The organism is Shinella sp. 20P9.1.1 (genome assembly GCF_057798995.1).
Genome location: NZ_JBYOLC010000003.1, coordinates 292,075 through 304,181 on the forward strand (window position 1 = coordinate 292,075; position 12,107 = coordinate 304,181).

Annotated in this window: 11 protein-coding genes; 3 read left to right on the forward strand and 8 right to left on the reverse strand. The window is 63.2% G+C overall.

Annotation, left to right across the window (positions count from 1 at the left end):
- Window positions 1–23: 23 nt before the first annotated feature.
- From AC27VQ_RS07340 to AC27VQ_RS07350, 3 genes are read right to left on the reverse strand one after another with little or no spacing between them, the layout of a single operon-like run.
- Complete coding sequence (locus AC27VQ_RS07340) at window positions 24–644, reverse strand: aminotransferase class IV family protein (RefSeq protein ID WP_488715776.1); 621 nt, start codon at window positions 642–644, stop codon at window positions 24–26.
- Window positions 629–1,786, reverse strand: coding sequence for an aminodeoxychorismate synthase component I (locus AC27VQ_RS07345; protein WP_488715777.1), 1,158 nt, complete (start codon window positions 1,784–1,786; stop codon window positions 629–631). Before AC27VQ_RS07345 ends, AC27VQ_RS07340 begins: the two co-directional genes overlap by 16 nt.
- An 18-nt stretch (window positions 1,787–1,804) precedes the next feature.
- Window positions 1,805–3,658: a M3 family oligoendopeptidase gene (locus tag AC27VQ_RS07350; RefSeq protein WP_488715778.1), complete on the reverse strand. Its 1,854-nt coding sequence runs from the start codon at window positions 3,656–3,658 to the stop codon at window positions 1,805–1,807.
- 163 nt (window positions 3,659–3,821) lie between these two features.
- Here AC27VQ_RS07350 and AC27VQ_RS07355 point away from each other — a divergent pair, with 163 nt between their 5' ends.
- The gene (locus AC27VQ_RS07355) at window positions 3,822–5,360 is read left to right on the forward strand and encodes a sigma-54-dependent transcriptional regulator (protein ID WP_421593827.1); all 1,539 of its coding nucleotides are present in this window, start codon (window positions 3,822–3,824) and stop codon (window positions 5,358–5,360) included.
- 196 nt (window positions 5,361–5,556) lie between these two features.
- On the forward strand, window positions 5,557–7,350 hold the full coding sequence (locus AC27VQ_RS07360) for a peptidoglycan L,D-endopeptidase MepK (RefSeq protein WP_488715871.1): 1,794 nt from the start codon (window positions 5,557–5,559) through the stop codon (window positions 7,348–7,350).
- Between the two features lie 230 nt (window positions 7,351–7,580).
- Here AC27VQ_RS07360 and AC27VQ_RS07365 read toward each other — a convergent pair whose 3' ends face one another.
- Window positions 7,581–8,678 (reverse strand): hypothetical protein, encoded by a 1,098-nt coding sequence (locus AC27VQ_RS07365; RefSeq protein ID WP_488715779.1) that lies wholly within the window; start codon window positions 8,676–8,678, stop codon window positions 7,581–7,583.
- Between the two features lie 177 nt (window positions 8,679–8,855).
- Here AC27VQ_RS07365 and AC27VQ_RS07370 point away from each other — a divergent pair, with 177 nt between their 5' ends.
- Window positions 8,856–9,695, forward strand: coding sequence for an Ivy family c-type lysozyme inhibitor (locus AC27VQ_RS07370; RefSeq protein WP_488715780.1), 840 nt, complete (start codon window positions 8,856–8,858; stop codon window positions 9,693–9,695).
- 25 nt (window positions 9,696–9,720) lie between these two features.
- On the opposite strand, the gene AC27VQ_RS07375 is transcribed toward AC27VQ_RS07370, so the two are convergent.
- The 4 genes from AC27VQ_RS07375 to AC27VQ_RS07390 all read right to left on the reverse strand — a co-directional run bounded on the left by AC27VQ_RS07375 (window position 9,721) and on the right by AC27VQ_RS07390 (window position 12,042).
- Complete coding sequence (locus AC27VQ_RS07375) at window positions 9,721–10,350, reverse strand: histidine phosphatase family protein (protein ID WP_488715781.1); 630 nt, start codon at window positions 10,348–10,350, stop codon at window positions 9,721–9,723.
- A gap of 182 nt (window positions 10,351–10,532) precedes the next feature.
- Entirely contained in the window at window positions 10,533–10,799 is a 267-nt protein-coding gene (locus AC27VQ_RS07380) for a DUF2312 domain-containing protein (RefSeq protein WP_117370542.1), read from the reverse strand.
- A 120-nt stretch (window positions 10,800–10,919) separates the two neighbouring features.
- Window positions 10,920–11,225, reverse strand: coding sequence for a DUF1244 domain-containing protein (locus AC27VQ_RS07385; RefSeq protein WP_488715782.1), 306 nt, complete (start codon window positions 11,223–11,225; stop codon window positions 10,920–10,922).
- 1 nt (window position 11,226) lies between these two features.
- Window positions 11,227–12,042: an N-formylglutamate amidohydrolase gene (locus AC27VQ_RS07390; RefSeq protein WP_488715783.1), complete on the reverse strand. Its 816-nt coding sequence runs from the start codon at window positions 12,040–12,042 to the stop codon at window positions 11,227–11,229.
- Window positions 12,043–12,107: the final 65 nt, after the last annotated feature.

Sequence of the window (12,107 nt, forward strand, 5' to 3'; positions counted from 1 at the left end):
TATTGTTAACTAGCGTCAGTCGCTCACACGAGCGCGGCGGCGATCAGCCCGCGCAGCGAATTGCCGACGAAGATTTCGCTCCTGGAAAGGTCGTCCAGCCGCAGAACGGCCTCGACGGCTTTGCCGCTTTCCAGCAGTTCCGCGCGCAGCACGCCGGCCAGCAGGCCGGCGGCAAGCGGTGGGGTTTTCAGGATGCCGGAGCCGTCGTCGAGGAAAAGCGAGGTGATCGTTCCCTCGCAGAGCTCACCGCGTTCGTTGAGCAGGATCACCTCGTCGGCTTCGCTTGCCGGGAATTCCGCACGTGCGGCGGCATAGACCGCGCGGCGTGAGGTCTTGTGGCGCAGCAGCGGATCGCTGGAGGCGAGGCGGGTTTCGGCGATCTTCAACCGCCATGTGGTGTCCGGCGCGAGCGGGGTGAAGGCTGCGGTCTGGACTTCGATCCGGCCATCGGCGAAGAGTTCGAGGCGGATGCGGAGAGGTGTTTCGGAACCGGCATGTGCTGCGGCCAGAGCTTTCCCGGCCTTTCCGGCCCCCGGCAACCCGAGTGCGTCGGCCGAATGCGCCAGCCGTGCCAGATGGCGCTCCAGCCGCACGAAGCCGGTTTCGGGCTCCCAACGCAGTGTCTCGATCAGCGAGAGATCCATTGGTCCCCCACGGCAAACCGCGCCTTCAGCAGGCACTCCTCATATTCCGCCTCGGCGGTCGAATCGAAGACGATCCCGCCGCCGACATTGAAGACGGCCTTGCCGTCCTCGAAGATCGAGATCGTGCGGATGGCGACGTTGAAGCGCATGGTGCCGTCAGGCGCGATCATGCCGATGGCGCCGCAATAGGCGTCGCGCGGGCCGTCCTCCAGATCGTGCAGGATTTTCATGGCGCTCATTTTTGGCGCGCCGGTGATGGAGCCGCAAGGGAAGAGGGCAGCGAAGATATCGCGGATGGCGATGCCGGGCAGCAGCTTTGCCCGCACATGGCTCACCATCTGGTGCACCGTCGGGTAGGTCTCGACGGCGAAGAGTTTGGGCACGTGCAGCGTGCCGACCTCGGAAATGCGCGAGATATCGTTGCGCAGGAGATCGACGATCATGCGGTTTTCCGCCTGCGACTTCGGGTCGGCCTGCATGGCGGCGATGATTTCCGCATCTTCCGCCGCGTTCGCCCCGCGCGGGGCGGTGCCTTTCATCGGGTGGGTCTCGATCCAGCCGTCCTTGTCGATATCGAAGAACAGTTCCGGCGAACGGGAGAGCAGTTGTGGCCCATCGAGCGAGACGAAGGCGCCGTAGCGCACCGGCTGGCGTTCGATCAGCGACCAGAAGGCGGCGAGCGGATCGCCGGTCCAGCGGGCGCAGATCGGCATGGTGAGGTTCGCCTGGTAGCAATCGCCCTCGCGCAGATGCCGGTGCAGGCGCTCGAAGCGGCTGCGATAGGTCTCGAAATCCCAATGCGCTTTCGGCTCGGTGAGGAACGGCTCGTTTTCGGTGCGCTGGCGCGGCTTTGCCAGCGGATGATCCTCCGCCGGCTTTTCGAAAATGCCGAAACTCATCAGCGGCGTCGGGCGGTTTTCTTCCGCGAAGGGGGCCAGCTTCTCCTCGAAGAGATGGCCGGCCTCATAGCTCATGAAGCCGGCGATCCAGTGGCCATTGTCATGGGCCGCCTGCAGCGCCGCGAAAGCGGGCTCGAAGCCAGCGCGGTCGCGCACGGTGACCACGGCGAGCGGATCGGCGAAAACCACCGTCCGATCCTCGCGGTCGTCCCTGAGGAGCACAAAGCGTTCGCGATCGGTCATGCTGCTGTCCGGCTTCTTTTAAGAGGAGGCCTTATCAAGCGCTTCGAGTTCGTCGATCAGCCCCTCGATCATCGACAGTCCCTTGCTCCAGAACGACGGATCGCTGGCATCGAGGCCGAAGGGTTTCAGCAGTTCGCTATGATGCTTGGTGCCGCCGGCCTTGAGCAGGTCGAAATACTTCGCCTGGAAGCCAGTTTCCGCCTGCTGGTAAACGGCATAGAGCGAGTTCACCAGGCAATCGCCGAAGGCATAGGCATAGACGTAGAAGGGCGAGTGGATGAAGTGGGGGATATAGGCCCAATAGGTCTCGTAGCCCTCGGAAATGCGGATCGCCGGGCCGAGGCTTTCGCCCTGCACCGAGAGCCAGAGTTCGCCGATCTGCTCGGCGGTCAGCTCGCCTTCCTTGCGGGCGGTGTGCACCTTGCGCTCGAATTCATAGAAGGCGATCTGGCGCACGACCGTGTTGATCATGTCCTCGACCTTCTGGGCGAGCATGGCCTTGCGCTCGCGCTTGTCCTTCGTCTTGTCGAGCAGGCTGCGGAAGGTCAGCATCTCACCGAAGACGGAGGCCGTTTCGGCCAGCGTCAGCGGCGTCGAGGCCATCAGCGCGCCCTGGCCGCCGGCCAGCACCTGATGCACGCCATGGCCAAGCTCGTGGGCGAGCGTCATCACGTCGCGCGGCTTGCCCATATAGTTGACCAGCACGTAGGGGTGCGCCGAAGGCACGGTCGGATGGGCGAAGGCGCCGGGCGCCTTGCCGGGGCGGACCGGCGCGTCGATCCAGCCCTTGTCGAAGAATTTTTTGGCGATGTCGGCCATTTCGGGCGCGAAGGCACCATAGGCGGCGAGCACGGTGTCGCGCGCTTCGGTCCACGGGATGGTCGCATCGGGTGTCTCGGGAAGGGGCGCGTTGCGGTCCCAGAATTCCATCTGCTCCATTCCGAGCCACTTCGCCTTCATCGCATAGTAGCGGTGCGACAGGCGCGGATACGCTTCGCGTACCGCTTCCGCGAGGGCTGCAACGACCTCCGGCTCGACGCGGTTCGCCAGATGCCGGCTGTCGGCGATGTCCTCGAAGCCGCGCCAGCGGTCGGAGATTTCCTTGTCCTTGGCGAGCGTGTTGGTGATCAGCGAGAAGGTGCGGATATTGTCCTGGAAGGTCTTCGCCAGCGCCTGCGCGGCCTTGCGGCGCGCCTCACGGTCGGGCGATTGCAGCTGGTTGAGGGCGATTTCGAGCGGCAGCTCCTCGCCGTCGATCGTGTAGCGCAGCGAGGCCATGGTCTCGTCGAACAGGCGGTTCCAGGCGGCCGCACCCGTCATCGATTTTTCGAGGAAGAGCTGTTCGGTCTTGTCGTCGAGCTGGTAGGGCTTGTCCTTGCGCAGGTCCTCGATCCACGGGCGATAATGCGCGGCAAGGGCGTCGTTCGTCAGCGCCGCTTCGATGCGCTCGTCCGCTATCCTGTTGAGTTCAAGCGAGAAAAACAGCAGATGCGCGCCGAGATCGGTCAGCTTCGCCTGCACATCGCCATAGAACTTGCCGTTCGCCGGCTCGGTCGTGTTGGTGAAATAGGTGAGGCCGGCAAAGGAGATGAGACGGCCCATCACGTCTTCCAGCGCCTCGAATTCCTTGACGGCCGCGCCGATGCCCTCGTCGCTGTTTTTTTCCGTGGCCGCGTCGAGCTTGCCTTTCCACCGGGCTTCGAAGGCGAGCGCCCCCGCCTCGGCTTTCTTCATATCGCCCTGGAATTCCGCAGAGGTCTGCGAGGGATAGAGATCGCCGAGGTTCCAGCCGGGAAGGTCGCCCAGTTCGGCGCTTGCGGCGGCGTCCGCCGGAGCGAAGGTGATCCGGGGTGCGGGGAAATTACGCGTCATCTCTATCTCTCTTCCTGATGGGCAGATCGGCCCCTTGCTTGCGTCGGCATTGGTTAAAATGCAAGCCTTTCTCAAAACGGCATGTTCAACCCTTCCTGTCATGGTCCGCTGGTGTTCAGTTCCCTTCGGCGTGCATGACGCACGCCTGGGCAAGGAGGTTCCAGTGACGGCCCATATTCTTGTCATCGACGATGATCCTGTCCAGCGCAGGCTGTTGAAGAACATGATTGAGCGCTCCGGCCACGTCGCCCATATGGCGGAAAACGGTCGTGCGGGTCTCGACATGCTCGATCGCAAGGGCGGTCTGATCAATGTGATCCTGCTCGACCTGATGATGCCGGAAATGAACGGCTCGGCCTTCCTCGATGCGCTCGCCGAACGCGAAAACACGATCCCGGTGATCGTGCAGACGGGGCAGGGCGGCATCGAGACCGTGGTCATGGCCATGCGTGCCGGTGCCTTCGATTTCGTGGTGAAGCCAGTTTCCCCCGAGCGCCTCGGTGTTGCCCTCGGCAACGCGCTGAAGGTCGATCAGCGGGAAGGGCGCAGCCGCGGCGGACGCCGGGGGCGCACGGAGACCGTGCAGTTCGACGATATCGTTTCGGCCAGTTCCGAAATGATGCGTGTCATCGAGCTTGGCCGCCGCGCCGCCCAGTCGAACATTCCGGTCGTGCTGGAAGGCGAATCGGGCGTCGGCAAGGAAATGGTGGCTCGCGCCATCCAGGCCGGCAGTGACCGGGCGCACAAGCCCTTCGTCACCGTCAATTGCGGCGCGATCCCGCACAATCTGGTGGAAAGCATCCTGTTCGGCCACGAGAAGGGCGCCTTCACCGGGGCCACGGAACGTCATACCGGCAAATTCATGGAGGCCGACGGCGGCACGCTGTTCCTCGACGAGATCGGCGATCTGCCGCTCGACGTGCAGGTGAAGCTCCTGCGCGCCGTTCAGCAGGGCGAGATCGAGACGATCGGCGCGCGTTTTCCGCAGAAGGTCAATGTCCGCCTGATCTCGGCGACCAACCGCGACCTCATCAACGAAGTCCGCGAAGGCCGCTTCCGCGAGGACCTCTATTACCGCCTTAACGTCTTCCCGATCACCATTCCGGCGTTGCGCCGCCGCAAGGAGGACATTCCGGTTCTGGTGCGCGCCTTCGTGCAGCGCTTTGCCGGCGAGCAGAAGCTCGCCCGCCCGCTCGGCGTCTCTGCCGGCGCCATGGCGCTCCTGACGGCCTATGACTGGCCGGGCAACATCCGCCAGCTGGAAAACGCCATCTTCCGCGCCGTCGTGCTGTCGGAAGGGGCGGAGCTCAACGCAACGGACTTCCCGCAGATCGCCGCGCAGGTGCCGGGTTACGGCCTGGCCGAGGATGGCGCGGTCACCTGGGAGGCGACATCGGCCCACACGCCGGAGCTTGCAGGCGATGCGCGCCTGCCGAGCGTCTATCCGGATTTCCGGCCGAACGAATCGGTTTCCTCCGATGTCCACGGCACGCCTGACAATGCGATTCCGAGTGTCGACAAGGGCGGCCATGTGCGCAAACTGGCCGATGTCGAGGAGGAACTCATCCGCTTTGCCTTGAAATTCTATCATGGCCAGATGAGCCAGGTTGCCCGCAAATTGGGCATCGGCCGCTCGACACTCTATCGCAAACTCAAGGATTACGGCATCGATCCGGACAATCCGCTGAAGGAAGCTGCGTAAAAACCGTTGGAATCCCGGCCGTTTGAGATTTCGCGATTGCCGTTTATTCCCTGTTAGTGGATTGTTCACTATAACGGGTGCGCGTCGAAGAGTGTGGCGGATTTGCCATGCTCTCACCGCAATTGGCAGTCATCTGGGATAACGGACGTTCGTTGTCCTTCGGACGGGGAAAGAGTTGGCAAATTTGTTCGCATCGATGAAGCGCCGGGGGAACACCCTTGGCAGCCTCTGCAAAACAGTGTTGCAAAAGCTGCCCAAGGCTTTGTCCACGGCTGTGCTCTCTGCTGCCCTCATTCTGCCGACGGCCATTCCCGCGACGGTTCAGGCCGAGAGCGGCAACCGCACGCTCAAGCTCTTCTTCATCCACACCAAGGAAAAGGCCGAGATCACTTTCAAGCGCAACGGTCGGTATGACCAGCGCGGCCTGAAGCAGCTCAATACGTTCCTGCGCGACTGGCGCCGCAACGAGCCGACGCGCATGGATCCGCGCCTCTTCGATCTTGTCTGGGAAGTCTACCAGAAGGTCGGCGGCACCGGTTACATCAACGTCGTCTCCGCCTATCGCTCGCCGGCCACCAACGGCATGCTGCGCTCGCGCTCCAAGGGCGTCGCCAAGAAGAGCCAGCACATGCTCGGCAAGGCGATGGACTTCTATATTCCGGGCGTGAAGCTCGCGACGCTACGTGCCACCGCCATGAAATTCCAGGTCGGCGGCGTTGGTTTCTACCCGACGTCCGGTTCGCCCTTCGTGCATCTCGACGTCGGCAGCGTGCGCGCCTGGCCGCGGATGAGCCGCCAGGAGCTCGTCCGCCTCTTCCCCGACGGTAAGACCATGCATGTGCCGACCGACGGCAAGCCGCTGCCGGGCTACCAGCAGGCCGTTGCCGATTACAAGCGTCGCGTCGGTTCTGACGCCATCCAGGTTGCCGGCGGCGGTTCCACGCCGACGGCCTCCAAGCGCAAGGGTGGCTTCCTCGCGGCCCTCTTCGGCGGCGGTGGCGATGAAGATGAAGAACCCGAAATGATCGCGAGCAGCAATGTCACGATCGCCGATTCCTTCGATGAAGGCAGCGAATCCGGTGGCAAGCCCGCGAAGGCCGTTGCCGAAGAAAAACCGGTTGCGACCGAAGCCGAAACCGAACTTGCGTTCAACGCGCCGGTTCCGGGCAGCCGCCCCGCCTTCAAGGCGGCCGAGACGACCAGCGAGCTCGCCCTTGTCGCGCCGACGACGAGCGGTGCGGTCGCGGCCCTCGAAGCGGCGACGACGACCGAAGAGCAGAAGCCTGAATTCGAAGACCTGTCGGCCTACAAGGTGCCGCTGCCCGTCATGCTGGGTGCCCGCACCCAGGCCGGCGATGCGCAGCCCGGTGAAGCCCAGTCCGGTGAGGCCATGACGGCGGCTGTCGCGGCCGCTGCGGCGGAAGACGGCGAGGAACTGGCCATGGTGCCGGTGCCGGGCCTTCGTCCGCAGGTCGAGCTTGATGACCAGTCGCAGACCGCGCTGATGGCGGCGGCCGAGGCCAAGGTCGCGCTTCCGTCCACCGCGGACCGTTCCGGACTTGCTGCCCTTGCCGATCCGACGGCGGGTGACGATCAGGGCAATCCGGTCGAGATGGCCGCGCTTGTTTCCGACAATGCCGGCGCCACGCGGTCGCTGGCGGGCGTTGATGCCTTCGATGGCAAGGCTGTCGAGGAAACGCCCTCCAAGGGTGGCCGTCCGAAGAAGAAGGACGCCGATGCCGCAAGCCGCGGCGCGATCCGCACCGAGCCGAAGCTGACGCAGAAGATCATCTCGCAGTGGGCGCTGGAGCAGGGCGATATGGCGACGCTTTCCAAGCCGGTCAAAGCCCCGCGCTTCGTGAGCCGCACGCTGCGCGCCGCGCCGACCACCGTCTACATGGCCGGCTTCCAGCCGGAGGGAAAGTCGATCGACAGCGCCCGCTTCAGTGGCAATGCGGTGAACTTCATGGAAGTCCGCAAGTTCGAATGAACCCTGAGGACAGAGATCAAAGAGCCCGCTGGAGCGATCCAGCGGGCTTTTTTTGTTTGAGTTTTTGAAGTGTCTGCAACAGCTCATCCATCTGGGCTGATGATGACAGATGGGCGGAAATGAGAGATGCCCTGAAACGGAAGCGGGCTGGAGTTTTTGCTCCAGCCCGTCAACGTATCGTCTGTATTGGGAAGATCTGCGTGAGCACCGCCGCTAAAGCGGGCTAACGGTCATTTCCAGCTCTGATAGTCCGCGGCCGTGCAGCCGAAGGGGGCGGGGCCGTCGCCGAAACGGCTTTGCAGCTGGCTGCAGCCCCAGCGGTTGAGCGCTTCGGGCATCATGTTGTTGATGTCCATTCCCGGTGAATTGTATTGCGAGGGCGCGCTCGTCACGTACCACAGCCAATAGCCGAAAATGCCGCCGACGATGAGGAGAATGAGAAGCAGGAACAGGCCGAGCCGGCGCGCTAGCGACATACCCTTCTTGACCGGAGCAAGGGCGGCGGCGGTCTGGTGGTCGGCTGATGCTGCGGCAGCATGAAGCGGGGCGAGCGCATCCGCACGCTCCTGCGCGGTCAGGTCGATCCGCTCCAGCCGGTCGTCGAGCAGCACGGGAAGCGCGGTCTTGCCGTGCCAGACGGCAAGGGCGACCGCATTGCTGCCGGCATCGCCAACGATGATCGGTTCTTCCCCGTTCTCGAAGCGGGTGAAGGCGACGCGCTTGGTCTTCCGCTCGCTCAGACGGTCGGCATAGGTGACCGCGAGGCGGCCGCGCTTCTTGTCGATCCCGGTGATTTCGACCGGGATGACGGTCAGCGGCGCGGGATGGCGCAGCTGACCGCGAACGCGCAGGATGCGCACCGCAAGGAAGATCATCGCGAGGCCGCCGCCGCCGAGCAGAAGCGTGAAGGCAGCCAGCGTGATGATCCGGTTCCACAGCATATCCAGCCCGAGGCTGATCGTGGCGAGATCCGGATGATCGGCCGAAACGACAAGGCCCGTCTCGTAGTCGCCGGTGTGGAAGTCGACGAACATGACCTCGACCTCCTTCTCATAGCGCTGGCCGTCGTGCTGGTAGGAAAGATCCACTTCGCAGGTCGTGAAGACGGCTTTGCGCGTCGTGCACTTGCCGCCGATAGTGCCGTCGATGACGAGCGGATTCTGGTTGATCGTGTAGTCGCGCAGAATGCCCGGCCCTTCCGTCATCGCCATGAAGACGGCAATGGCCAGCAGGATGGGTATGGAGAAGTAGTAGGCGAAGGGGATGGAGATGACCCCGCTTTTGATGGCGAGGGGGCGGGCGGGAAGCTTGATCGTGGGAAAGGTCATTTTCTGCCTGAAAGTGATTTCGCTTAATGGGGCCGATAGAGGAGGGACGGTGCAGGCCGGCCATTCATTCGCAAAGAAATTTTGCATTGCGGCAGTGGATCGAGCGGTCGCTCATATCTCTGAAAAACCCATCCTGCCGTTGCGATTGTTGGCCACGGAAGGCTAGCTTAGGGCAAAATGCAGGAGATTTTCATGAGCAGATATTTGGTTCTTACACTTTCCACAATCGGCTTTCTCGCCGGCGCGGCGCCGTTTGCCGGTGCCTTGGAGCTGGAAAAGGTTGCGGGCCATACGGTCGCAATCCAGGAAAAGGATTTCGAGAAAGCCCTCATTGTTGATGGGCGGGAGCTGCACAAGAACCAGATCGTTTTCCTGGATGATGTCTATGCGTTCGGCGACACCACCGTGCTTGTCGGTACGAGCTCCGGCGGCGGCAATGCCTGCGACGGCTCGCCTTTTGTGCTGTCCTTTCCCCGCAGTGGTGCACCCAGAATAGATGGGCCTATCGACAATTGCGCGTCCGTATCCTGGCACGTTGACGGCGCGAACATCGTCTTTTCAACGGGAAATATTCCCGGCCGGGAAACGGAGCGCTGGCAGTGGACCGCCGAGCGGGGCATAGCGCCACTTGCTTCCGTCGCCTTCCAGCCGGATGCGGCGAGTGGCTGGGGCAATCTGCGCGAGCGCACCTTCACGCATCCATCCGACGCCTTCGCCAACGGCGAGATTGCTGCCAGCTTCAAGATGGTGCTCGGCTCGGATTTTCAGCAGTTTCAGGAGTTGATGACCGGCGTCGGAAGCGGCCAGTTCAAAGGGGATGATTTTGTCGGCACGGCGTGCCGGCCACATGCCTGCCTCGATGAGGCCGGGCTGATTTTCCTGTCCTCGAGCGACCGCCTCGTCTATGCGGCCTGGAAGCCGGTCGACGGGAAAATTGCGGTCTTTCCCTCGCCCATGAAGGACTGGCCGGAAAAGGCCAAGGTCGAGCTTCGGGAATGGGCGAAGCAATGGCCTTGATGTCGCGCGCCTGCACCCCAGTCGGCTAGTCGCCCGCTGACAGACCGGTGCGTCCGGCGGTGCCGAACCCGCGAAGCGCCCAGCGACTGCCGTCGCTGCTCAGAGACAGCATACCGAGGGGCGCAACATCGATGCGCCGGATCGACGTCAGCGGCGCGCCAACCACATGAAGAAACAGCAGCTTGACGATGGTCGCATGGGTCACAGCCAGCGTGTTTCCGCCGGCCGCGCGATAGGCTTCCAGCCAGTCCACTGCCCGGACCTGCGCCGCCGCGAAGGATTCACCGCCATGCGGGGCCGATGCAGGATCCGCCGACCATCGCTCCAGGTCTTCAGGCCAATGTTGCGCGACCTCCGCGACCGTCCGGTTGTCCCATGCGCCATAGGCGATATCCCTGAGGGGCGGGCAAAGGCTCGTTTTGACAGAGAATGCAGCGGCCGTTTCGGAGGCAGGGCGTTCGGGCGCATGTAGGACCGTATCGAAAGGGCGCAGGTCGCTGGCAAGCACCTTCAACCGCGTCTGCTCTTTGGGCAGCAGGGCATCGGCAGAGGTAAACCGGGATTGCTGGTTGGCTTGGGTGGCCCCACGGCACAAAATCGTCAGGCGGGTGGCGCGATTGGCCATCGGTTTCGGGGCTTCGGCTTCGCTGCTCAAGGTCTGTCCATGCTCCATGCCTTAAACGGGCAGGATATTCGCTGCGCGCCCGACAGCAGTCATATCATGTCGGCAGGCCAGCGAAACTCTGAAGCCGCTGCGGGTCGCTACAAGGTTCAGGCGCGGTCAAAGAAAAGGGGCGCGTTGCGCCCCTTCATCTCACGTCGGACGATCGTCCCGTCTTACTCGGCATCCGGCGGCAGATCGATCATGCCGAGGGCCTGCAGGTAGGTGTCGAGGATGGCTTCCTGTTCCATGCGCTCGTCCTTGTCCTGCTTGCGGATCTGGATGACCTTGCGCAGGATCTTCGTGTCGAAGCCGGTGCCCTTGGCTTCGCCGTAGACGTCCTTGATATCGTCCGCGATGGTTTTCTTTTCTTCCTCGAGACGCTCGATGCGCTCGATGAATGCGCGAAGCTGGTCGCGTGCGACGCCGTGGGCATCCGACATGGTCTTCTCCTTGGGTGGACTGGGGATGGTCTAAAATTCGAAGGCCGTGACTTGCCGCGAACTTCCGGCAAGATCAAGGCCTATCGCACGCTCCTTGGGGTTTTTCATGCCGCCGTGGCGTCATTCCTTCGGGCGGTTGACCTCGAAGGCCGCCTTCTGGGCGCCGCTCGCTTCGCGCTGGTACCGTTCACGCCATTCCTCGTAGGGCATGCCGTACACGATCTCGCGGGAGGCCTCCTTGTCGAGGGCAACGCCCGCTTCATTGGCCGCATCGCGATACCAGTTCGACAGGCAGTTGCGGCAGAAGCCGGCCAGATTCATCATGTCGATGTTCTGCACGTCCGTGCGCTCGCGCAGGTGCCTGATGAGACGCCGGAAGGCGGCGGCCTCGAATTCGGTCTTCTGCTCTTTGCTGAGTTCGGTCATCTCAATAGGGTCCGGTGCGGGAGGGGTGTATCTCGTATGTGTGCAGGGCGGGATCGGCATTCAACCGCGAAAAGATCGGTGCGAGGCGATCGACCCAGCGGGCGATCCCGGCATCGTCGCCGATCTCGTCCTGGCGGATTTCGATGAGGGCATGCGCGATGCCCGGCTTCATGCAATGGCGGAACATCGTATCGCCGCGCAGCGCCCCGTCATAGGGCTCGTTGTCGCCTACCACGACATTGCCTAGGTTTTCCAGTTCCGAGAGCAGCGGGCCGACGGCGCGGTGGTCGCTGTCCCAGAGCACCGTCACCTGCCACGGGCGGGGCGTGCCCTTCCAGGCCGGCGTGAAGGAATGCATGGACATGACGAGCGGTGGTTTGCCCGTGTGCCTGGCCACCGCATCGATCGTGCGCGACACGGCATCGTGATAGGGACGGTGATAGGTTTCGAGCCGATATTGCCATTCTTCCGGCGTGATCGGATGGTTGCCTGGAATGATCGCGCCGTCGGAAATGCGCATGACGAGCGTCGGGTCGTCCTCGCCGCGGTTGGGGTCGATCAGCAGGCGGGAGAAGCGGCTCATCACGACCGGCGCGTTCAGCCGGGCGTTGAGGCCGCGCACCACGCCCTCGACGCCGATATCGTAGGCGATATGGCGCTCGAAGGCGCTGTCCGGCAGGCCGAGGTGGCCGTAGCGTTCGGGCAGGAGATTGGTGGCATGGTCCGCCAGGATGACGAGCCCCAGGCCGAGGTCGCCGTCAATGATCTCGAAGGAAGGATGGTCCTGCATGCCCTTGGCCGAAATTGTACCGCTCATGCCGACTGATCGCATGGGCCGATCCGGCCCGCAAGCCACGGGGCTTGCGGTTGCGGGAAAGATTC

Excerpts from the sequence above, each read along its gene's own strand:
- AC27VQ_RS07390 (WP_488715783.1), bottom strand. The coding sequence starts at position 12,042 with ATGAGCGGTACAATTTCGGCCAAGGGCATGCAGGACCATCCTTCCTTC.
- AC27VQ_RS07340 (WP_488715776.1), bottom strand. The coding sequence starts at position 644 with ATGGATCTCTCGCTGATCGAGACACTGCGTTGGGAGCCCGAAACCGGC.
- AC27VQ_RS07380 (WP_117370542.1), bottom strand. The coding sequence starts at position 10,799 with ATGTCGGATGCCCACGGCGTCGCACGCGACCAGCTTCGCGCATTCATC.
- AC27VQ_RS07385 (WP_488715782.1), bottom strand. The coding sequence starts at position 11,225 with ATGACCGAACTCAGCAAAGAGCAGAAGACCGAATTCGAGGCCGCCGCC.
- AC27VQ_RS07370 (WP_488715780.1), top strand. The coding sequence starts at position 8,856 with ATGCAGGAGATTTTCATGAGCAGATATTTGGTTCTTACACTTTCCACA.
- AC27VQ_RS07345 (WP_488715777.1), bottom strand. The coding sequence starts at position 1,786 with ATGACCGATCGCGAACGCTTTGTGCTCCTCAGGGACGACCGCGAGGAT.
- AC27VQ_RS07360 (WP_488715871.1), top strand. The coding sequence starts at position 5,557 with ATGAAGCGCCGGGGGAACACCCTTGGCAGCCTCTGCAAAACAGTGTTG.
- AC27VQ_RS07350 (WP_488715778.1), bottom strand. The coding sequence starts at position 3,658 with ATGACGCGTAATTTCCCCGCACCCCGGATCACCTTCGCTCCGGCGGAC.
- AC27VQ_RS07365 (WP_488715779.1), bottom strand. The coding sequence starts at position 8,678 with ATGACCTTTCCCACGATCAAGCTTCCCGCCCGCCCCCTCGCCATCAAA.